This window comes from Mycobacterium intracellulare ATCC 13950, assembly GCF_000277125.1.
Taxonomy (GTDB): Bacteria; Actinomycetota; Actinomycetes; order Mycobacteriales; family Mycobacteriaceae; genus Mycobacterium; species Mycobacterium intracellulare.
In genome coordinates this window covers 729,571-750,008 of record NC_016946.1, presented here as the reverse complement: position 1 = coordinate 750,008, position 20,438 = coordinate 729,571, and the positions used below count along the sequence as shown (strand labels likewise).

The following is a 20,438-nucleotide window of genomic DNA, read 5'->3' as shown; positions in this document are numbered from 1 at the left end:
GATCAGCCGTGCATCGCCGGCGCGCGGCCGATGACACCGTCGGATTCCAGGCCGGCGATCTCGGCGTCGGACAACCCGAGCCCGGCCAGCAGCTCGCGGTTGTGCTGCCCGAGCAGCGGCGCGTGCTCGGTGTGGAACTTGTCGGGCCCGGCTGAGCATCTCATCGGCACGGTGCTGAGCCTAGCCGGACCGTTGACCGGGTGGTCGACCTCTTCGAAGAAGCCGCGGAACGCCAACTGCTCCAGCTCGGTTTGACGATGCGGTTGCATGACCTTGGCCACCGGCACTCCGGCGTCCCAGAGGGTTGCGACGATCTCGTCGCGGCTGCGCCGTTGGCACCAGGCTGCGAGTTGTTCGTCGATCAGATCGTGGTGCTCACTGCGGCCGGCGTGCGTCGTCAGCCCGGGATCGGTTGCCCAGGAGGGTGATCCGATGGCGCGACACAGTTTCACCCACTGATCGTCGGTGGCCACGGCGATGGCGACCCAGCTGTCGAGCCGGCCGAATTCGTCGATATCCGCGCTGAGGTAGAGGTTCTGCGGTGCGGCCGCCGGTCCACGGTTGCCGGCGCGCTCGAGCAGCGCCCCGTACGCCGAGTACTCGATGACCTGCTCGGCCGAGATGCTCAGGGCCGCATCGACCATTGCCGCTTCGACGAACACGCCCTCGCCCGTTCGGCGGCGATGCTCCAGCGCCAGTAGCAGGGCGTTGGCCGCGTGCACACCGGCATTGGGGTCACCGATCGAATACGGGTCATAGGGTGTGCGGTCCGGGTAGCCGGTGAGCCAACTGACTCCGGAGGCGGCTTCGATGACGTAGGCGAAGGCGGGATTGTCACGCCATGGCCCTTCGAGGCCGAAGCCGGGCATCCGCACCATCACCACGTCGGGCCGAATCGATTGAACGGTGGCGAAATCCAGCCCGATCTGGTCCAGCACCCGGGGGGTGAAGTTTTCCACGACGACGTCGCAGGTGGCGATGAGCCGGCGCAACAACTCCCTGCCGCGCGGGCTCTGCAGGTCCAGCGTCAGACCCTTCTTGTTGGTGTTCAGCGCCTCGAAGATCGGCGACTTCTCCCACCATTGCTCCTCGGTGACCGGCACGCCGGCGATCAGCCGCGTGCCGTCCGGCCGTCGCGTCGATTCGACGTGGATGACCTCGGCGCCGAGCATCGCCAGAAAGTGCGTGGCGCAGGGTCCCGCCCAGAATGTCGTCATGTCCAGCACTCGAATGCCGCTGAGTGGCAGTGCTTTTGCTACGCCCGTCGGAGTAGGCCGGGCGGGGAGGTTCGCGGCCCGGTAATGCTCGGTGTGCGCCCCCAACCGCGGCGCCGGGCGCGGTCCGCGCAACTGCGCCGGCCGCATCCGGTAGGGGTGACCCGGCTGCTGGTAGCCGTCGCGCGGATTGCGGACGAACGAACCGCGTTCCACGAACTGATCGAACGACGTGACGTTGGCGCCGTTGGCTACCGGCGCGTTGGGAATGCGGAACGCCGAAGCGAGTTCCCGGATTTCGGCGACCGTGGTGTGGGCCAGCCAGTCGAAGAGCTCCTCGGCGTGGATGTTGGCCTGCTCCGTGATCGACAGCGGCGATTCCTCGTCGATCCACTCCGGGTGGCCCACCATCGCGCACAAGTCGAACCACTGCTGCGCGGTCCCGCAGCCGAGGTCCACCAGTCCGTCTTTCGCCTGAGCCACGCCCGGAATCGTCGGCCGTCGCATGTCCCGCCACGGCCGCCCGAGCACCTCGAAGTACGACACCGGGTAATAGGTGAGACACAGGATCTGCGTCTCGAGCATCGACAGGTCCAGCAGTTCCCCTGGCCCGCCGTCGAAGCGGCGCCATCGCGACGCCAGGGTGGCCGCGCTCGCGTAGGCTCCGGCCAGGTACTCGCCGACCTGACCGCCGACGAAGACGGGCGGGCGTTCCTGCTCGCCGCGGCCGAGCCCGACGATTCCTCCCGACCACGCCTGCAGCGTGAATTCCGTTGCGGCGCGGTCACGCCAGGGGCCTTCCAGCCCGAACGGCGTGATCGCCGTGACGGTCAGCTGCGGGTGCCGCCGGTGGATGGCGCGCGGCGCGAAGGCCGGGTGCTCGGCCACGTTCGAACCGGCGGACCAGACCACCGCGTCCGCGGAGGCCAGGAGCCGGTTCACCAGCTCGGCGTCGTCCTCGTCGGAGGGGTCGGCGATGACGCTGTGTTTTGCACCGGCCAGGAAGCCGAACAACGCGCCGTCGTCGCCGGGCGCGATGGGCACTCCCGAGGCAGACCATTTGCGCAGCGGATCTCCTTGCGGCGGCTCGACTTTCACGACATCGGCGCCACCGTCGCAGAGCAACTTGGTGCAGTAGGCGCCCGCTATGCCGGTGGACAGATCGATCACCGTATAGCCGGTCAGTGGCGGTTCGACCCGGGATGGCGTCACGAGTTCTTTTTCTTCGCTTTGGCTTTTTTGCGGGCTTTCTTGCTCAGGCGCCACTCGGCGGGAAACTTGCCGTCGTTGTCTTTGACCGCATCGCCCAGCCCCTGTTCCATGGCGTCAGCGAGCGTCAGTTCGTCACCGACATCCGGGCGCACCATGGCGCCCATCGACTCGAAGACACCGCTGAGCATGCTGCCCAGATACTCGCCCTGGAACTGCTTCATGATCTCGAAGAAGACCTTCTGCATGAAGACGGTGTCGGTGGGGCGGTTGCGGGCGCAGGCCAAGGCGTACTTCTCGACCTCCGCCTCGAGTTGGTCCCTGGGCACCACGCTGTTGAGGAAGTTGCAGTCGTACATCTCGGCGGCGGTGAAAGCCCGTCCGGTGAACACCATTTCCTGGAATTTGCGGATGCCCATGGTCTGCGCCCACCACCACATGCGGGGACCCCAGCCGTAATACCGGAACGACGGATGCCCGAACAGGGCGTCGTCGCTGGCGATCACCAGGTCCGCGTCGGCGGCCTGGTAGAAGTGCCAGCCGTAGCAGTAGCCCTTGGCTTCGAGGATGCTGATCTTCTTGAAATCCTGCAGGCCGCGGATGCCGGAATTCGGATTGGCATACCACTGACCGAGCGTGGCGCCGTTGCGAAACGAGCCCTCCGGCGGGTGCCTGACCTCCTGGGCACCGATCCGGTATTCGGCGAGCCGCGGCCCTTGGTCGGCCGCGGCACGGACCCGCATCACCTCGACCAGGTCCGCACCCGAGCCGAGGTCGTCGCCGGCTCCGCGGACCACCAGGACCTTGACGTCGTCGTCAATGCCGGCGCGGTGCAACAAATCCGCGTAGCGCAGGCGCGCGGCGATCGTCGGCGCGTTGAGGTAATCCGGGCGGTCGAACGTGATCGTGGCGATCCGCGTCTCGGCGTCTTTGTCGTACCGGATGATCTCGTCGGCCGGTGGCTCTGCGGGATCGGTCATGGCTAGGGCTGCCAGAACGGGCTGGCGGTGAGCACTTCCGGACCGTCGGCGGTGATCAGGACCGCTTCTCGCCCGAATACCGCGCCGACTCCTTCTTCCCAGACATAACCCGTCACGGCGAGCACCATCCCCGGTTCCAGACGTTCGCCGGCCGCGGTGGCGGGCAGATGCTTGGAGACGACGGGTGGGTCGAACCCCATGCCCAGGCCACGGGCGACCGGCATCGGTGGGTCCGGCTCCCCCGCGGCGTGGTACGCGGCCATCAGCTCGGCCGCGCCGGCGCCGGGCCGACAGGCCCCGATCAGCCTGTCCCACAGGCTGTCCCAGCGTCGATAGAGGGCCGCGGCGCCGCCGGGAACCTGCTTCTTGCCGGCCGGCCAGGTGCGTCCCACCTCGCCGACGTACCCGCCGGCCAGGACTCCCGCGGAGAACGCCACCAGATCGCCGTCCTGGATGCGGCCTTGAACACGGTCACCGCCGTCGGCGCGCCGCCACGGGTGCGTGCGCGAGGTCGCCCACGCGACGTCTTGATTCGACGGCGTGCTCACGCCGCCGGCCGCCGAGGCCTCCAACACGACGCCGGCCAGCGCTTGTTCGCTCACCCCGGGCCGCAATTCCGCGACCGCGGCCGCCAGGGCCGATTCGGCCACCGCGACGGACTCCCGCACCGCGGCGATCTCTTCCGCCGTCTTGACGCGGCGTGCGGCCCGCATCGCGAGCTCGCCGTCGATCAGCTGGGCGTTGGGGAATGCGGTCGGCAGCAGCTGCGCGAAAACCGGTGAGAGCGCGTCGGTTCCGACCCGCTGTGCATCGGCCGCGCCGTCGATGCGCTGCAGCGCCGACATGGTGTTCACCGGGTTCCACGAGATGCCGTAGAGGTTCTCGTGGGGGATGTCGTCGGGCACGCCCTCGTCCCACGTGCTGAGGAGGTGCACGGCACCTGTCTCCCGCACCACCACACAGGTCGGACCGAACGGCCGGGTGCCGGCGACCCAAAGCTGCGGCGCGCCGGTGACGTAACGGACATTGGCTTGCCGGCCGAGGACCAGGACATCGAGGTCGTGCGCGGCCATCTGGTCGAGCGCCCGCTGGCGACGCCCCGAGCGCAGCGCGCGCTCGTCGGGCAGGACTTCAGTTCCCATAGGGGTCATAGGGGTAGTCGGTCAAACGGATCCAGCCTTCCTCGGTGATCACCAGGACCTCTTCGCTGCGGTAGCCGCCGGTGCCGTCCTCCCACACCACGGGCTCCAAAACCAGCACCATCCCGGATTGAAGGACGAAATTCTCGTCGAACTCCTGGCCGAGATCCGTTCCGATCATCGGCATTTCGGCGGCATTGACGCCGATGCCGTGGCCCAGGTAGAAGTGCGGCAGCCAGGGCTTGGTGCCGCCGTTGGCCTTGATCGCGGCCCGGCCGAGGTCCGCCGCGGTGGCGCCGGCCTTGGCGACACCCAGGACGGCGGTCATGATCTCGAACCAGGTGTCGAACTGCGCCTGTTGGCGCGGGGAGGGGTCCCGCCCGACGATCCAGGTGCGTCCGAAGTCCGAGCAGTAGCCCTGGTAGGTGATGCTGACGTCGGTCCACAGCACGTCGCCCTCGGCCAGCTCGCGCTCGGTGCTCAGCAGCGGCAACGCCAGGTCGCCGTGCGTGGTCCACACGCCCTCGGCCTTGCTGGGCGGCATCACCTGCCAGATCGGTTCGAGCATGCTGGCCGTGGCGCCCAGCTCGAAGGCGCGTCGCAAAAAGCTTGCCGACAAATCGATCTGACGTATCCCGGGCGCCAGCCGCTTCTGCACCTCGACCATGGCCTCGTCGGTGATCCGGATGGCGGTGCGCATGCACGACAATTCGTCCGGGGTCTTGACCGACTTGGCCGCGCTGACGACGGCCGCGGCGTCGACGGGGGCCCCGTTCGGGAACAGGACGTTCGCGGCGCGCGACATCGCCCCCGTGCATTCGTCGACAGCGACCACCGATTTGGCCGGGATCAGCTCGGCGAGTGTCCGCGCGAAATGGGCCACGCCCTCGTCGAATTCGAGATAGACCGGCCCGTGCAGGTGGTCGGCGGGCAGATCCGACTCCTGTGCGGCCCCCTCCCGGAACGGGAGGAACAGGTGCGGCCACTCGTCGTCGGCGAGCACCACGGCCACCGGGCGCTCGACATAGGACAGTCCGGCGTCGCCCAGTGGCCAACTGGCGCCGGTGGCGTAGACGACGGCGTTGTTGCCGAGCAGGATCATCGCGTCGACGCCGCGTTCGGTCATCGCCGACCGCAGCCGCGCTCCCGTCTCGCGGCGCAGGCGCGCCAGGTCGGGTGTTTCGGGGATCACCAGTCCGTTGCCTCTGCTGGTGCCCAGGTCCGCGAGCGTCTTCACTACAGGCCCAAGAACGTTGTGATGTTGTCGCTGACGATCTTCTTCGCGTTCGCCGGACCGACGGCGTCAACAACGGCCGTCAACGACTTCTCCGAGTAGCCATAGGTGCTTTCGTTGTGCGGGTAGTCGCTGGACCACATCACCCTGTCCACCCCGATCTGGTCGATCAGCTGCAGGCCCAGGGGGTCGACCATGAACGACGCGCTCATGTGGGTGTCCCAGTAGTAGCGCACATCGTGCTGCAGCGGCCGGTTGAACATGTGCTGATAGGACGCGACCAGGTGCTCGGCGTCCTGCAAAGCCCATGGCACCCAGGCGATTCCGCCCTCGAACCAGCCGATCCGCAGCCCGGGATGATCGTCGAGAATTCCGGTGAAGAGATACTTGGCGAACTGCTCGCGGAAGCCGTCGACGTTGATCATCATGCCGACCACCACGCTGTTGAACTGACACGGGGTCTTCGGCGGGGTCTCGCCGATGTGGTGGGTCACCGGCAGGCCGGCGGCCTCGATCTCGTCCCAGACTGGTTTCATCGCGGTACTGCCGTAGTCGATGATGTTGCCCTCGTCGTCCTTGCCCGGGTTGAGCGGCAGTAGGAACGTCTTGAGTCCCAGGGACTTCAGCTCTTCGAGGGTCTTGCGGGTCCCCCGAGGGTCCCACCAGTTGATCAGGCCCGCACCGTAGAAATGGCCGCCGGAGCGCTCCTGCAACTCAGCGATGTATTCGTTGTAGATGCGGAAGGCAAGCTCGCGAAGTTGCTTGTCCGGGTAGTGGAACAGCGCCAGCACCGCGTTGGGAAAAGCCAGTTCCTTCTCGACCCCGTCGTCATGCAATTCCTGAATCCGGGCCTCGATGTTGGTGCTGGCGGCGCCGGGCAGGTCGTCGTACTGCATCAGGACTGCGCTGAAATCACCCGGCAGGAACGACTGTCCCTTGCGGCCGACCTGGTAGGCGCCCTCCTCGTACCAGATCCGCGGTGCCTTGTCCTTCAGGTCTTCCGGGAAGCGTTGGTAGAAGATGTCATCGGCGAGCGAGATGTGGTTGTCCGCCGAGAAGACCACGGTCCCCGCGGGCAGGCCCACATCGCTGCCGGCGGCGTGGCCGCGCCGGTCCTTCGGAGCGCCATAGCCTCCGGGCGGGTAGAGCGTGCTTGCTTGAGTCGTCATCGTTGACCCTCCATTCGGATCCGCTGTTGTCAGCAGTTTTTCAAAGGCAGCGAGCTGGGCTACCAGGTCACCGGCAGTTCGTAGACGCCGTAGGCGAGGCGGTCGTGCTTGAACGGGACTTCTTCGATCGGCACGGCCAGTTCCATCGTCGGGACGCGGCGCAGCAGGGTCTGGAACACGATCTGCAGTTCCGCCCGCGCCAACTGCTGGCCCACGCACTGGTGGCGGCCGTATCCGAAGGCCACATTGCGATCGGCTCCCGAGCGATGCAGGTACAGGCGATCGGGTTCGGCGAAGGCCTGCGCATCCCAGTTGGCCGGTGCCAGGTCGATGATGATGCCCTCGTTGGCACGAATGGTCTCGCCACCGATATGAATGTCTTCCACGGCGACGCGGCGCTGTCCGTTTTGGATGATGCTGAGGTAGCGCAGCAATTCCTCCACCGCGTTGGCGAGAATCTTCGGGTCCTCGGCATCGCGGATGACGGCGGCCTGGTCCGGATTCTCCAGCAGCGCAAGCACTCCGAGCCCGATCATGTTCGCGGTCGTCTCGTGCCCGGCGATCAGCAATCCGGTGCCCAGCTGCGCGGCTTCCTTGACACTGAGCTCGCCGGCCTTGACCCGCTCGGCGAGGTCGGAAACCGCGTCTTCCGCAGGGTTTTCCATCTTGGCTTCCACCAGCTGAGCCAGGTACTTGTGCAGGCTCATCGCGCCCTTCATGGTGTCCTCGGCGGCGGCAAAGCGCGCGAGGCCAACGTTGGCGTGGTGCTGGAACATCTCGGCGTCCTCGTAAGGCACGCCCAGCAATTGGCTGATCACCAGCGACGGAACCGGAAGCGCAATGGCGGCAACGACATCCGCGGGCTGCGGGCCGGCCAGCATCGTGTCGATGTGGTCGACGGTGATCTGCTGGATCGTCGGGCGCAGACCCTCCACCCGCCGGAACGTGAAGGGCTTGGACAGCATCCGCCGGAACCGGGTGTGCTCCTCGCCGTCGGAGGTGAACACCGACCGGGGCCGCTTGTGCACGGTCGACAACATGCCTTCGTTCCAGTGCGGGAAGCCGGGCACCCGGTCGTCGACGCTGACCCGCGAATCCGAGAACAGCTCGCGCACTTGCTCGTAGCCGGTGATGAGCCACGGCGTACTGCCATCCCAGATCCGCACCCGAGACAGCGGCCGGGACTCGGCCAGCGCCATGACGTCCGGCGGCGGGGCGAACGGGCAGCGCGGCTCCCTGGCCATCGGATAGTCCGGAATGTCGGCGGTCTGCTCTGTGGTGGCACTCGTCAGAATGTCTGACATCTCTATTCCTCGATGTGGATGGCCAGGGCGGGACAGGCGGCCGCCGCCCGCCTCGCACCTTCGGCCTGGTCGGCCGTAGGACTGTGATTGAGTAGGACGACCACGCCGTCGTCGTCGCGCTGGTCGAACACTTCGGGCGCATTCATGACGCAGTTCCCGGACGAGGCGCAAACATCTTGGTCAACAGTCACTTTCATCTTCAAACCCCCTCACTCGTACGCCGTCACGGGCGCCAGCCACAGGCCCACGATCGCATCGATGAGCCCGGACGCCGCAGCGCGCCAGGAACGATGGGACGTCAACGTTCCCGCGACAAGCGCGCGTTCACGGTCGGCGCAGGTGTGCATCAACAGGTTTCGGGCCATGATGTTGCGTTCGAAGTGCACCTCGGCCGGCAATTCGGGCAGACACCGGTTGATGCCCTCCACGACCTGAACCAGCGAGGGCGAGCTGAGCGCGCCCTTGACGATGATGTTGTAGTAGGCGGGGTCGGTCATCGCCTGCGCCGCAAACCGCGCGTACCACGTCGGATTTCCGAGCTCCTCGAGGTGATCGGTGAGCGGGCGCACCAGGCAGGCCACCCAGTTGCGCAGTTCGGCGTCCCGGCCGTCGGCGGCGCCGGAGGCCAACAACTCGTCGACCATCCGCTCGCGGAGCTGCTCGACGGGTCCGCGGTGCTTGTGCTCGATGGCGCGCACCAGGTCGGCCTTGGTGCCGAAGTGGTAGCCGACCGCGGCGTTGTTGCCCTGGCCGGCGGCCTCGCTGACTTGTCGGTTGGACACCGCGAACATGCCGTGCTCGGCGTAGAGCCGCTCGGCGGCCACCAAGATCGCCTCTTGGGTGGAGCTGGCCCGCTCGGTGCGCACGGTCCGGCCGACGGTGGTCATCGGCCCAGTCAACCCGCCGCAAGCCGTTAAGTCAAGCGCTTGATTTAATCCACAGACCGACCTCGGAGCGGGAGGCCGCCGGCACAAGCGGCCCGGGCGCGGGCTTACGGTCGCGTATCCGAGTTTGGCCCCGCGGGTTGCGGGTATTGCAGCTTCGCAGCGTCCTTCAGTCAACAGGGACGGTTCTGCTTCTCGACAGACGGGACGGTGCCGCCAGGACGCGCGGCTGCCCCTACAGATTTTGAGAAGGGGCCTTGAGTTTGTTGCGCGTAGCTTCGGTGCCGGCGTCGCACGTCTACGTCCGTCACCTCGGCAATCCGTACTCGGATTGCGTTGTGCGCCTGGATGATCCGGCGCCGGCGGATGGCCGCACCGTGCCGGGAGGTTGGTGGCCGCCGCTGATGTTGGAGCCGGGCTGGGTCAGCGACAACCACTCACGATTCGACGTGTTCCACATCCACTTCGGGTTCGACGCCATCACTCCGGAGGATTTGGCCGGAGTCGTCCAGGAGCTCAAAGAGCACAACAAGCCGCTGGTGTACACGGTGCACGATCTGCGCAATCCACATCACCCGGAACCCGAGGCCCACGCCGCGCAGCAGGACGTCCTGATTTCCGCCGCCGACGAGCTGATTACGCTGACACCCGGTGCCGCACAGCTGATTTGGCGAAACTGGCGGCGGCGGGCCCGCGTATTGCCGCACCCGCACGTGCTCGAAAAGGAGTGGATCGAGAGGCCCCGCGGCCGCGGCGAGCGATTCGTCGTCGGCCTGCACGCCAAAAGTCTGCGCGCCAACATGGACCCGTTGCCCGTCGTGGACGCGCTCGCGGCGATCGTGTCGTCCCTGCCCGACGCGATCCTGCAGGTCGACGTCCACGACGAGATCTTCGATCCCGACAATCACTGGTTCGCACCGTCGACCGGCGCGGCACTGCTGGCCTACGACTCCCACGAGCATGTGCAGGTCCGGGTGCACCCGTACTTCTCGGACGACGAATTCTGGGACTACCTCGCTTCGCTGACGGTTTCCGTACTGCCCTACCGGTTCGGCACCCATTCGGGCTGGCTCGAGGCGAGCTACGATCTCGGAACCGCCGTGGTGGCCCCCAGCTGCGGCTTCTATCGCCAGCAACGCCCGTGCGGCGTTTTCGGTTTCGGCGACCGGGGCTTCGATCCCGTGTCGCTGTGCGGTGCGATCCACCGGGCACACGCGCGTTGGGCCGCCGGCTGCCCCGCCCCCCGGGCCGACTGGGTGGCGCGGCTCGCCGAAAGGCGAGAGCTCGCCGCGGCGCATCGTGCCATCTACGCGAGCGTCCTGCGATGACGGAGCCACTGCGCGTGGCGCTGATCGCCTCGACCCGCCATCCGATCCGGCAACCGTTCGCCGGGGGGCTCGAAGCGCACGTCTGCCACCTGACCGGCGCGCTCGCATCCCGCGGCTATCGGGTGTCGCTGTTCGCCGCGGCGGGTTCGGATCCCGGTTTGAACTGTCAGACGCTCGACGTGCGCCCGTTGGATCTGTCGGAGGCGGCGCGCCACGACGTGTCGATGCCGCCGGCAGATTTCATGGCCGATCACCACGCGTACCTGTCGTTGATGTTGTGGCTGGCGGGGCCCGGGAGCCAACAGTTCGACGTCATCCACAACCACAGCCTGCATTACCTTCCGGTGGCGATGGCCTCGGCGTTGTCCACTCCGATGCTCACCACGGTGCACACGCCGCCGACGCCCTGGCTCGAGTCGGCGATCGGTGCCGCCACCGGGAAGGGCACCCGCTTTGCGGCGGTCTCCCGGCACACCGCTGCGGCGTGGCGAAGCCTCACCGGAGATATCACCGTGGTTCCCAACGGCATCCATACGGGCCAGTGGCCCCTCGGCCCGGGTGGGCCGTCCCTGGTGTGGTTTGGTCGGATCACACCGGAAAAGGCACCCCATCTGGCGATCGCCGCGGCCCAACGGGCGCGCCGACCGCTGGTCCTCGCCGGTCCGATCTCCGACCAGCAGTACTTTGTTCGCCACGTCGAGCCCCACCTTCGGGGCGACATCCGGTATGCGGGCCATCTGGACCACCGGCGTCTGGCCCACGTGGTCAGCCACGCCGCAGCGGCGCTTGTCACCCCGAGCTGGGACGAGCCGTACGGGCTTGTCGTCGCCGAAGCGATGTCGTGCGGCACCCCCGTCGTTGCGTTCGCCCTCGGTGGCATCCCCGAACTCATCAGCGCGGCGTCGGGGCGACTCATCGTCGCCGGTGACGTCGCCGCCATGGCGGACGCCATAGGCACGGTGCTCGCGCTACCGCGAAAGCGGGTGCGCGAGCACGCCATTCGCCAGTGTTCGGCCGAAGCGATGGTGACCGCCTACACCAATGTGTACCGAGAAATGATCGACGACTTCGCGGGCAGGCAACATGATCGGGTACTACATTCACCACCACGGGTTCGGGCATCTGGCTCGGGCCATGAGCGTCTGCGCACGGATGCGCCGCCCGGTGACCGCCATGACATCGCTGGATGTGCCGGAGCCCCAGCCGTTTTCGGCGGTCATGAGGCTACCGTGTGACGACGAGGGACCGCGGCCACGCGAGGCCACCGCACACGGCGCGCTGCACTGGGCGCCCCACCACGACGCCGGGCTGAGCGCCCGAATGAATCAGATCGCGGAGTGGGTGTCCGACGCGCGGCCCGAGGCCGTCGTTGTCGACGTATCGGTGGAAGTGGCGCTGTTCATCCGGTTGCTCGGCGTACCGGTGATCGTCGTGGCGTTGCCCGGCACCCGCGTGGACGCCCCGCATGTGCTGGTGCATCGCCTCGCCGATCACATCGTGGCGGCCTGGCCGCGCGCGTTGTGTGTGCCGTCATGGCTGCGGCAATGGGAGGACAAGACCAGCTACGTCGGTGGCATCAGCCGCTTCGAGGGCCGTGACCGTCGCGGCGACGAGCCCGAGTCATCGGCACGGCCGTTGAAGGAGACGCGCGTCGTCGTATTGGGCGGGGCCGGCGACGCCTTCGGAACCTCGCTACAGGATTGTGCCGCAGCGGATTCGGTCCGGTCATGGACGACGCTCGGCGGCAAGGTCGGTGCGTGGAGAGATGATCCGTGGCCCGAGATCCGGGGGGCGGATGTCGTCGTCACCCACGCGGGTCAGAGCTGTATTGCTGATGTCGCCGCGGCGAGGCGCCCCGCGTTGGTCCTCCCGCAGCCGCGGCCCTTCGATGAGCAACACGCGACGGCCCGGATGCTCAAGCGCCATCAGCTTGCGGTGGTCGCGCACGGCATGCCCGACCCACGGGCGTGGCCGGCGCTGCTGACCGCCACCGCGGCGACCGACCCGCGACGGTGGCGACGGTGGGAAGTGGATGGGGCGGCCGACCGTGCCGCCGAAGCCATCGAGTCGACGGCCCGCCGTTGCAGGCAAGGCACGTAGTGCGCACCGCCGTCATCACCATCGTGCACGGCAGGGGCGCCCACCTGCGGCGGCAGCTCGAAGGCCTCGCCACCAGCACACTGCGGCCGGACCTGCACATCGTGGTCGCGCTCGGTGACCCCACCGTCGCCGCCCTGGTAAGCGAGCTGAAGGCGCCGGCGCTGGTGGTTGAGTGCGAGGCCGCCCGCCCGCTGCCGGTGGCGATGGGACGCAACGTGGGAGCCGCCGCGGCGATACGAAATGCCGCCGAGCTCTTGGTTTTTCTCGACGTCGATTGCATTCCCGGCGCGGAGTTGCTCGACCGCTACCACGGGGTCGCAGGCAGATCCGAGCACGCGGACGCGATCCTGAACGGCCCGGTCACGTATCTGCCACCACCCGGGCCGGGCGGCTACGTGATCTCCGAGGTGCGGTCGAATCCCGATCCGCATCGTGCTCGGCCCGCGCCGCGGGACGGCGCTGTCCTGTCCACGACGGACTATGCGCTGTTCTGGTCGCTGTCTTTCGCGGTGAAAGTCCCTACGTGGCAGCGGATCGGGGGATTCTGCGAGCGGTACCGCGGCTACGGCGGAGAGGACACGGACTTCGCGCAATGCGCGGCGGCACGCCAAGTTCCGATGCGCTGGGTCGGCGGGGCCCACGCATTCCACCAGCACCATGCGGTCGCCGATCCCCCCGTCGACCACCTCGAGGACATACTGCGCAACGCCGAGATCTTCTATGGGCGTTGGGGTTGGTGGCCGATGGAGGGCTGGCTGTCCTCCTTCGCGGACCAAGGCCTGATCCGTCGCGACGCCGACGGGCGTCCCCGCCCTATCCCCCACCCTTCTTGGGCCGAATGACCTTGCCCGCCACCGTTCCGCCGTCGACGGGCAGCACGGTCCCGGTGACGTATCGCGACCGGTCGGTGGCGAAATACAGCGCGGCCTCGGCGACGTCATCGGGCGTGCCGTCGCGCTTCAGCGGGCGGTCATCGCGCATCCCCTGGCGAATCCGCGCCTCGAACCGCTCGAGCTGTTCGGGGTCCATGCCGGCCGCCGACTTCCCCAAGATCGGCGTGGGGATGCTGCCCGGCGCGATGGCGTTGACCCGAATCTCGTGATACGCCAACTCGATTGCGGCGGACTTGGTGAACTGGATGACCGCCGCCTTGGACGCGCGGTAGATCATCACGCCGCCGCCGGCCTGGATCCCGCCGATCGAGGTGATGTTGATAATGGATCCGCCGCCATGTTCGGCCATGTGCCGCGCGGCATCTCGGGTGCCCGCCATGACGCCCAGCACGTTGACCCCCATCACCCTGTGGAAATCGGTCAGGTCGTCGTCGAGCAACTTCCGCAGGGGGCTCGAGATTCCGGCGTTGTTGACCATCACGTGCAGGCCGCCGAACTTCGCGACGGCAGCGGAGACCAGCGCGCCGACCTGCTCGAGGTCGGAGACATCCGTCGGCTGGAAGAGCGCATTGTCGCCCAGCGATGCCGCCAGCGCCTTGCCCCGGTCGGTCTCGACGTCGGCGATGACGACGCGTGCGCCCTCGGCCACAAACCGCTCCACGAGGCCCCGGCCAATGCCGGACGCGCCGCCGGTGACGATGGCGACCTTGCCATCAAGTTCGTTAACCACCTGACGAGTTAATCGGGGCCCTCAGCGTTAAGTCAAGCAGTTGATTTAAGACTGCGCGGGCCGGGTGCTCGTCGCCCCGGCGACGCGCGCCATCGGTAAGGTCGTACAGCAAATCCTTCGGACGCGGCGGTGTGGGTGAAAGTTCAGCAAGCGCAACCTTTGCGCGGCCGGAGCGCGGAATGCGCGGCGCTCGAACGCCTGGTGTCGGACGCCCGCGCCGGCCAAAGCCGGGTCCTGGTGTTGCGGGGGGAAGCGGGCATCGGCAAGACCGCATTGTTGGACTTCGTTTCCGAGCGTGCTTCGGGATTTCGCGTGGCGCGGGTGGCGGGCGTGGAGTCCGAGATGGAGCTCCCGTTCGCCGCGCTGCAGCAACTCTGCGTGCCGCTGCTCGAATTCTCCGACCGCTTACCGGCTCCGCAACGCGACGCCCTGGAGATCGCCTTCGGGCGAAGCGCCGGACGGGCACCGGAGCGCTTCCTGGTCGGGTTGGCGGTGCTCAGTTTGATCGGCGCGGCGACGGAATCGCAGCCCTTGATCGTCCTGGTCGACGATGCGCAGTGGATTGACCGTATCTCGGCCCAGACGTTGGCGTTTGTCGCCCGCCGCCTGATCGCCGAGCCGGCGGCGATGGTCTTCGCGATGCGCGACGGTGCCGTGGCGTTGGACACCGATGAGCTGAGCGGGCTGCCCGAATTGACGCTCGGCGGGCTCGAACCGGGCGACGCCCGCGCGTTGCTGGATTCGGTCATCCTCGGCCGGCTGGACGACCAGGTGCGCGATCGCATCGTGGCGGAAACGCGGGGCAATCCGTTGGCTCTGCTGGAGCTGCCCCGGGGCCTGACCGGCGCGGAGCTGGCGGGCGGCTTCCAGCGCCCGGACGTGCGACCGCTGACGGGACAGATCGAGCAGACATTCCTGCGGCGGATCCGCTCGCTTCCCGACCACACCCAGCGCCTGTTGACGACCGCCGCCGCGGAACCGGTGGGCGACGCCGCGCTATTGCTGCGCGCCGCCGAGCATTTGGGCCTTCCGCCGGACGCGGCGGCCGATGCGGAAGCGGCCGGGTTGATCGACGTGGGGACCCGGGTGCGGTTCCGGCATCCCCTGGTGCGCTCGGCCGCATACCGCACGGCGGACCTGATCGAGCGCCGACGGATCCATCGCGCGCTGGCCGAGGCGACCGACAGGCGAAGTGATCCCGACCGCCGCGCATGGCATCTGGCCATCGCGGCCCACGGCCCGGACGAATCCGTTGCCGCCGCGCTGGAGCGCTCCGCCGACCGCGCCCAGGCCCGGGGCGGCGTCGCCGCCGCGGCCGCCTTCTTGGAACGGGCGACCCAATTGAGCGCCGAGCCGTCCCGCCGGGGAACGCGGGCGCTCGCGGCCGCTCAGGCCAAACGCGACGCGGCAGCCTTCGACGCGGCGGACGAGCTGATCACGGTCGCCGAGGGCGCGTCGCTGGATGAGTTGCAGCAGGCCCGTGCCGCCCGGTTGCGCGCGCAGATCGTCTTCGCCCGAAGCCGCAGCGGTGCCGCCGACGCGCCAACGGTCTCCGACGCCGCCATCGGTTTGCTCGATGCCGCCCGCGGGCTGGAGAGACTTGACGACGCGCATTCCCGCGAAACGTACCTAGAAGCCTTGGGGGCGGCGATGTTCGGCGGCCGGCTTTGCCCGCACGGCGGCATTCACCTGGTCGCCGAAGCGGCCCGCGCCGCGCCGCCCGGACCGCAACCCGCGCGTCCGGTCGACCTTCTGCTGGACGGCATCGCGTTGCGGGCCACGGCCGGGCAAGTCCCGAGCGTGACGGCGCTGCGCGACGCGCTAGCCCGCATCCAGGACGAACCCGAGCGGGGCGACGATGTGCTGCACTGGTTCTGGCAAGCCTTCCCCGTCGTCCAGGAATCCGCCGTCCACGAGCTGTGGGACGACGAGGTATGGCACCGTCTGGCCACCCACGCCGTTCGGCTCGCGCGCGGCGCGGGCGCACTCGCCGTGTTACCGCACGCCCTGGTCTACCGCGCCGGAGTGCACGTGCAGGCGGGCGAATTCGCGACGGCGTCTCAACTCATCGAGGAGGCCAAGGCGATCTCGGCCGCCACCGGTTATGTCCCGGTCAAATACCACTCGGTCCTGTTGGCCGCGTGGCGCGGCAACGAGGACGTCGCGACCGCCCTGATCGAGCAGGCCGCCGCGGACGGGATGGCAAGGGGCGAAGGGCGAGTCGTCGGATTGACCGGGTATTGCGGCGCCGTCCTCTACAACGGCCTGTGCCGCTATGACGACGCCTTCGCGGCGGCCCGCAGGGCATGCGAATACGAGGACCTGGGCCTGTTCGGATGGTGCCTGATCGAACTCGTCGAAGCCGCCGCGCGAAGCGGCCAAAAGGACGCGGCCCGCGACGCCCTGCGCCAACTGGAAGTCCGGGCGCTCAGCGCCCGAACAGATTGGGCCGACGGCGTTTACCTTCGGTCCAAGGCGCTGCTGGCCTCCGACCGCGACGCGGAGGCCTGCCACCTCGAGGCGATCGACAAGCTCGCGCGGACGCGCATCGCCGTCCAGCTGGCCCGCGCGCACCTGTCCTACGGGGAGTGGCTGCGCCGTTGCAACCGCCGGATCGACGCGCGCTCCCAGTTGGGTACCGCCCACGAGATGTTCACCCGGATGGGTGCCGACGCGTTCGCCGCGCGAGCCCACCGCGAGCTGCTGGCCACCGGCGAGAAAGTGAACAAGCGGTCCGGGAAAACGGGAAACGCCTCCGGCGGCGAGCTGACGGCGCAGGAGGCCCAGATCGCCCGGCTGGCCGGTGAGGGCCTGACCAACCCCGAGATCGCCGCGCAGTTGTTCATCAGCAGCCACACCGTCGAATGGCACCTGCGCAAGGTGTTCGCCAAGCTCGGCATCACCTCCCGCCGGCAACTGCGCGGCTTGGCCAAGGAGTTCGGCCCCCTGAGTTCGGCATGACTACGGACTTTCCAGGGTTCCCCCGGACCGGCGCGCGGGCCATGCTGAAGAGGCCAGTTCGTCGGGAAGCGTGAAAGGCGTGGTCATGAAGGTTTTGGTAATCGGTGGCAGTGGGTTGATCGGATCACAGGTTGTCACCCTGCTCACCGAGCAGGGACACGAAGCCGTCCCGGCGTCACCGAGCACGGGCGTCAACACCGTGACCGGTGAGGGGGTCGCCGAGGCCGTCGCCGGTGTCCAGGCGGTGGTGGACGTCTCCAACTCGCCGTCGTGGGCAGATGACGACGTGCTGAACTTCTTCACCACCTCCACCCGCAACCTCCTCGAGGCGGAGCGGGCCGCGGGCGTGCAGCACCACGTCGCGCTCTCGATCGTGGGAGCCGACCGCGCGGCCGCAAGCGGCTACATGCGGGCCAAGATCGCTCAGGAAAAGGTGATCGTGGAATCCGGAGCCCCCTACACCATCGTGCGGGCCACTCAGTTCTTCGAATTCGTTGCGGGCATTGCGGATTCGATGACCGAGGGTGACACGGTCCGGGCGCCGCATGGGGCGTTCCAGCCGATCGCCGCCGCGGATGTGGCCACGGCCGTCGCCCGCGCCGCGATCGGTGAGCCGGTCAACGGGGTGATCAACATCGCCGGACCCGAAAAGCAGGGCATGGACGACTTCATCCGGACCCGGTTCGCCGCGACCGGCGATGCCCGCCGCGTGGTGACCGACCCGGATGCGCAGTATTACGGCGCGGTCCTCGACGAGCGCATGATCGTTCCCGTCGAGGGCGAAGAAGTGACCATCTACCCCACCCGGTTCGGCGACTGGCTGGCCTCGCAGGCGCCCAGCAACGCCGAGTAACGGCTGGAGGAGGCGGTCCGATGGAGCTGATGGACCACACCGCGGTGATCACCGGCGGGACGGCGGGCATTGGACTGGAATCGGCTCGGCTGTTCGCCAGCGAAGGCGCCACCGTCATCGTCTCGGGCCGCGATCCGGCCAGGGGAGCGCACGCGGTGGAGGTCATCGGCCCGAAGGCACGGTTCATCCAGACCGACATGGCCGATATCGATTCGGTGAATTCGCTTGTGCAGCAGTGCGGTGAGGTCGACATCATCGTCAACAACGCCGGCAGCTTTCCGTCGGCATTGACGGTGGAGCAGGGGATGTCGGCGTTCGAGACGATGTTCGACACCAACGTGCGCGGCGCGTACTTCCTGGTTGCCGGCCTGGTCCCGGGAATGCTCAACCGCGGCCGCGGCAGCATCGTCAACATCACGACCATGGCCGCCTTCAAGGGAATTCCCGGTGCGTCGGGCTACAGCGCCTCCAAGGCCGCGGTGGAATCGCTCACCCGCACCTGGGCCGCCGAATTCGGAGGGGCCGGGGTGCGGGTGAACAGCGTGGCGCCGGGGCCCACCCGCACCCCCGGGGTGGCGGCGGAATGGGGCGACGTCAACGAGGAGCTCGGGCGGGCCCTGCCACTGGGGCGCACCGCCTTCCCGTCCGAGATCGCCGAAGCGGTGCTCTTCCTGAGCTCCCCTCGCTCCAGCTTCATCACCGGCTCGACCCTGCACGTCGACGGCGGCGGCGCCGCGGTTTGACCGCCGCGGCGGTCAACGTCGAGTTGTTGCGGACTTTTCGCCGGCGTTCGCTCTACGGTGGGTAGTTGCGCAACGACGAGGAGCATTCATTGCCCGGGCAACCCACCAGCGACGTAACCTTCGACCGAACCCGGCTCACCAGGCGCGGTTTCATGGCCGCGGGCATCGCCGGCGGGTTGGCGCTGACGGCGTGCAGCCAAACCAAACCCGAGCCGTCGGGCAGTGCCAGGATGGCCGCCGCCGTCGATGCGGCCGAGGCCGCCCGGCCGCACAGCGGCCGGACCGTCACCGCCACCCTGACGTCCCAGCCGGTGCAGATCGACCTGGGCGGACCGGTCGTCCGCACGCTGGCCTTCGGCGATTCCATCCCCGGTCCGGTGCTCCGCGCCAGCATCGGTGACCAAGTCGTGGTGACGGTGAAAAACCGGCTCGATCATCCGACGTCGGTGCATTGGCACGGTATCGCCGTGCGCAACGACATGGACGGCGCCGAGCCCGCCACGCCCAACATCGCGGCCGGCCACGACTTCACTTACCGGTTCTCCGTGCCCAACTCGGGCACCTACTGGGCACATCCGCACACCGGCCTGGACGAGGACACCGGGCTGTACCTGCCGGTCATCGTCGACGACCCGACCGAGGGCAATTACGACGCCGAATGGATTGTCGTCCTCGACGATTGGACCGACGGCGTCGGCAAGAGCCCCCAGCAGCTCTACGGCGATCTGAGCAACCCGAACAAGTCGCCCATGCCCGCCACATCCGAGACGACCCCGACCACCACGCCGGCGAGCGAAGCGAGTACGAGCGAGACCAGCCCGACGACTTCGACGAGCCCGGCGCCCGGCGGGCCCGGGCCCACGGCGGGAAGTGCCGGCAGCAGCGACCTCCTCGGTGGCGACGCCGGAGACATCACCTACCCCCACTACCTGATCAACGGCCGAATTCCCGCCTCCCCCATGACGTTCAACGCGAAGCCTGGCCAGCGGATTCGGATCCGCTTCATCAACGCCGCCTCCGACACCACCTTCCGGGTCGCGCTGGCCGGCCATTCGATGACGGTGACCCACACCGACGGCTACCCCGTGGTGCCCGCTGCGGTCGACGCCCTGCTCATCGGCATGGCCGAACGCTACGACGTCCTGGTGAGCGCCGCGGACGGTGTCTTCCCACTGGTCGCCGTCGCGGAGGGCAAAAACGCTCTGGCGCGGGCATTGCTGGCCACGGGGGCGGGCAGCGCGCCCGACCCGCAACTGCAGCCCGGCGAACTCACCAAGCGCGTGGGCACCGTCGAAATGTTCACCGCCACGACACCGGTCAACCTTGGGCGCCCCGACCCGAACCTCAATCTCCCGGTCGTGCTGGGCGGCAACATGATGCAGTACAACTGGACGATCAACGGGCAGCCCTTCGGCAAGACGAGCCCGCTGCGCGTGCAACAGGGCCAGCGGCCCACCATCACCTTCGACAACACCACGACGATGTATCACCCGATTCACCTGCACGGGCACACGTTCCAGGTGATCAAGCCCGACGGCAGCCCGGGCGCCCGCAAGGACACCGTCATCGTGCTGCCCAAACAGAAGCTCGCCGCCGTTCTCGTTGCCGATAACCCCGGCACGTGGCTGATGCACTGCCACAACACCTATCACCAGGTCGCCGGGATGGAGACGCGCCTGGACTACGTCTTCTGACGA

The 20,438-nt window shown here is 68.1% G+C and carries 17 protein-coding genes; 8 read left to right on the top strand and 9 right to left on the bottom strand.

Annotated elements, in window-relative coordinates; translation table 11 throughout:
- Positions 1-2: 2 nt before the first annotated feature.
- The 8 genes from OCU_RS28735 to OCU_RS28700 all read right to left on the bottom strand — a co-directional run bounded on the left by OCU_RS28735 (position 3) and on the right by OCU_RS28700 (position 9,136).
- Entirely contained in the window at positions 3-2,426 is a 2,424-nt protein-coding gene (locus tag OCU_RS28735; protein ID WP_041787024.1) for a CaiB/BaiF CoA transferase family protein, read from the bottom strand.
- Positions 2,423-3,403 carry an enoyl-CoA hydratase/isomerase family protein gene (locus OCU_RS28730; protein WP_009952191.1) on the bottom strand — a complete coding sequence of 327 codons (981 nt, stop codon included), beginning with the start codon at positions 3,401-3,403 and terminating at the stop codon, positions 2,423-2,425. Before OCU_RS28730 ends, OCU_RS28735 begins: the two co-directional genes overlap by 4 nt.
- Positions 3,404-3,405: 2 nt before the next feature.
- Positions 3,406-4,545 carry a M24 family metallopeptidase gene (locus tag OCU_RS28725; protein ID WP_014379162.1) on the bottom strand — a complete coding sequence of 380 codons (1,140 nt, stop codon included), beginning with the start codon at positions 4,543-4,545 and terminating at the stop codon, positions 3,406-3,408.
- Positions 4,535-5,779, bottom strand: coding sequence for a M24 family metallopeptidase (locus OCU_RS28720; RefSeq protein ID WP_009952193.1), 1,245 nt, complete (start codon positions 5,777-5,779; stop codon positions 4,535-4,537). Before OCU_RS28720 ends, OCU_RS28725 begins: the two co-directional genes overlap by 11 nt.
- Complete coding sequence (locus OCU_RS28715; RefSeq protein WP_193375143.1) at positions 5,779-6,840, bottom strand: amidohydrolase family protein; 1,062 nt, start codon at positions 6,838-6,840, stop codon at positions 5,779-5,781. Before OCU_RS28715 ends, OCU_RS28720 begins: the two co-directional genes overlap by 1 nt.
- A gap of 164 nt (positions 6,841-7,004) precedes the next feature.
- On the bottom strand, positions 7,005-8,249 hold the full coding sequence (locus tag OCU_RS28710) for a cytochrome P450 (RefSeq protein WP_014379160.1): 1,245 nt from the start codon (positions 8,247-8,249) through the stop codon (positions 7,005-7,007).
- Positions 8,250-8,251: 2 nt separating this feature from the next.
- Positions 8,252-8,446, bottom strand: coding sequence for a ferredoxin (locus OCU_RS28705; protein WP_041787022.1), 195 nt, complete (start codon positions 8,444-8,446; stop codon positions 8,252-8,254).
- 12 nt (positions 8,447-8,458) lie between these two features.
- The gene (locus tag OCU_RS28700) at positions 8,459-9,136 is read right to left on the bottom strand and encodes a TetR family transcriptional regulator (RefSeq protein WP_014379158.1); all 678 of its coding nucleotides are present in this window, start codon (positions 9,134-9,136) and stop codon (positions 8,459-8,461) included.
- Positions 9,137-9,414: 278 nt separating this feature from the next.
- On the opposite strand from OCU_RS28700, the gene OCU_RS28695 reads away from it, so the two are divergent.
- The 4 genes from OCU_RS28695 to OCU_RS28680 are packed head-to-tail and all read left to right on the top strand — an operon-like array spanning position 9,415 to position 13,403.
- Entirely contained in the window at positions 9,415-10,461 is a 1,047-nt protein-coding gene (locus tag OCU_RS28695; RefSeq protein ID WP_014379157.1) for a glycosyltransferase, read from the top strand.
- Entirely contained in the window at positions 10,458-11,696 is a 1,239-nt protein-coding gene (locus OCU_RS28690; RefSeq protein WP_041784799.1) for a glycosyltransferase, read from the top strand. The genes OCU_RS28695 and OCU_RS28690 overlap by 4 nt, the downstream gene beginning before the upstream one ends.
- The gene (locus OCU_RS28685) at positions 11,680-12,561 is read left to right on the top strand and encodes a glycosyltransferase (RefSeq protein WP_036458256.1); all 882 of its coding nucleotides are present in this window, start codon (positions 11,680-11,682) and stop codon (positions 12,559-12,561) included. Before OCU_RS28690 ends, OCU_RS28685 begins: the two co-directional genes overlap by 17 nt.
- Positions 12,561-13,403 carry a glycosyltransferase family 2 protein gene (locus OCU_RS28680; RefSeq protein ID WP_014379154.1) on the top strand — a complete coding sequence of 281 codons (843 nt, stop codon included), beginning with the start codon at positions 12,561-12,563 and terminating at the stop codon, positions 13,401-13,403. Before OCU_RS28685 ends, OCU_RS28680 begins: the two co-directional genes overlap by 1 nt.
- On the opposite strand, the gene OCU_RS28675 is transcribed toward OCU_RS28680, so the two are convergent.
- A complete protein-coding gene (locus OCU_RS28675) occupies positions 13,375-14,184 on the bottom strand; it encodes an SDR family NAD(P)-dependent oxidoreductase (protein ID WP_014379153.1) in 810 nt (269 codons plus the stop codon). The genes OCU_RS28680 and OCU_RS28675 overlap by 29 nt on opposite strands.
- 201 nt (positions 14,185-14,385) lie before the next feature.
- Here OCU_RS28675 and OCU_RS28670 point away from each other — a divergent pair, with 201 nt between their 5' ends.
- The 4 genes from OCU_RS28670 (at position 14,386) to OCU_RS28655 (ending at position 20,435) form a co-directional block, all read left to right on the top strand.
- On the top strand, positions 14,386-17,145 hold the full coding sequence (locus tag OCU_RS28670; protein WP_014379152.1) for a helix-turn-helix transcriptional regulator: 2,760 nt from the start codon (positions 14,386-14,388) through the stop codon (positions 17,143-17,145).
- An 85-nt stretch (positions 17,146-17,230) separates the two neighbouring features.
- Positions 17,231-17,998, top strand: a complete 768-nt coding sequence (locus tag OCU_RS28665) for an SDR family oxidoreductase (RefSeq protein ID WP_026071471.1) — start codon at positions 17,231-17,233, stop codon at positions 17,996-17,998.
- Between the two features lie 20 nt (positions 17,999-18,018).
- Positions 18,019-18,741 carry an SDR family NAD(P)-dependent oxidoreductase gene (locus OCU_RS28660; protein ID WP_008253618.1) on the top strand — a complete coding sequence of 241 codons (723 nt, stop codon included), beginning with the start codon at positions 18,019-18,021 and terminating at the stop codon, positions 18,739-18,741.
- 152 nt (positions 18,742-18,893) lie between these two features.
- Entirely contained in the window at positions 18,894-20,435 is a 1,542-nt protein-coding gene (locus OCU_RS28655) for a multicopper oxidase family protein (protein WP_225331929.1), read from the top strand.
- The last annotated feature ends 3 nt before the right edge of the window (positions 20,436-20,438 follow it).

Coding starts and splice junctions, on each gene's coding strand:
- OCU_RS28730 (WP_009952191.1), bottom strand. CDS start 3,403: ATGACCGATCCCGCAGAGCCACCGGCCGACGAGATCATCCGGTACGAC.
- OCU_RS28725 (WP_014379162.1), bottom strand. CDS start 4,545: ATGGGAACTGAAGTCCTGCCCGACGAGCGCGCGCTGCGCTCGGGGCGT.
- OCU_RS28710 (WP_014379160.1), bottom strand. CDS start 8,249: ATGTCAGACATTCTGACGAGTGCCACCACAGAGCAGACCGCCGACATT.
- OCU_RS28705 (WP_041787022.1), bottom strand. CDS start 8,446: ATGAAAGTGACTGTTGACCAAGATGTTTGCGCCTCGTCCGGGAACTGC.
- OCU_RS28700 (WP_014379158.1), bottom strand. CDS start 9,136: ATGACCACCGTCGGCCGGACCGTGCGCACCGAGCGGGCCAGCTCCACC.
- OCU_RS28690 (WP_041784799.1), top strand. CDS start 10,458: ATGACGGAGCCACTGCGCGTGGCGCTGATCGCCTCGACCCGCCATCCG.
- OCU_RS28685 (WP_036458256.1), top strand. CDS start 11,680: ATGAGGCTACCGTGTGACGACGAGGGACCGCGGCCACGCGAGGCCACC.
- OCU_RS28665 (WP_026071471.1), top strand. CDS start 17,231: ATGAAGGTTTTGGTAATCGGTGGCAGTGGGTTGATCGGATCACAGGTT.
- OCU_RS28660 (WP_008253618.1), top strand. CDS start 18,019: ATGGAGCTGATGGACCACACCGCGGTGATCACCGGCGGGACGGCGGGC.
- OCU_RS28655 (WP_225331929.1), top strand. CDS start 18,894: ATGGCCGCGGGCATCGCCGGCGGGTTGGCGCTGACGGCGTGCAGCCAA.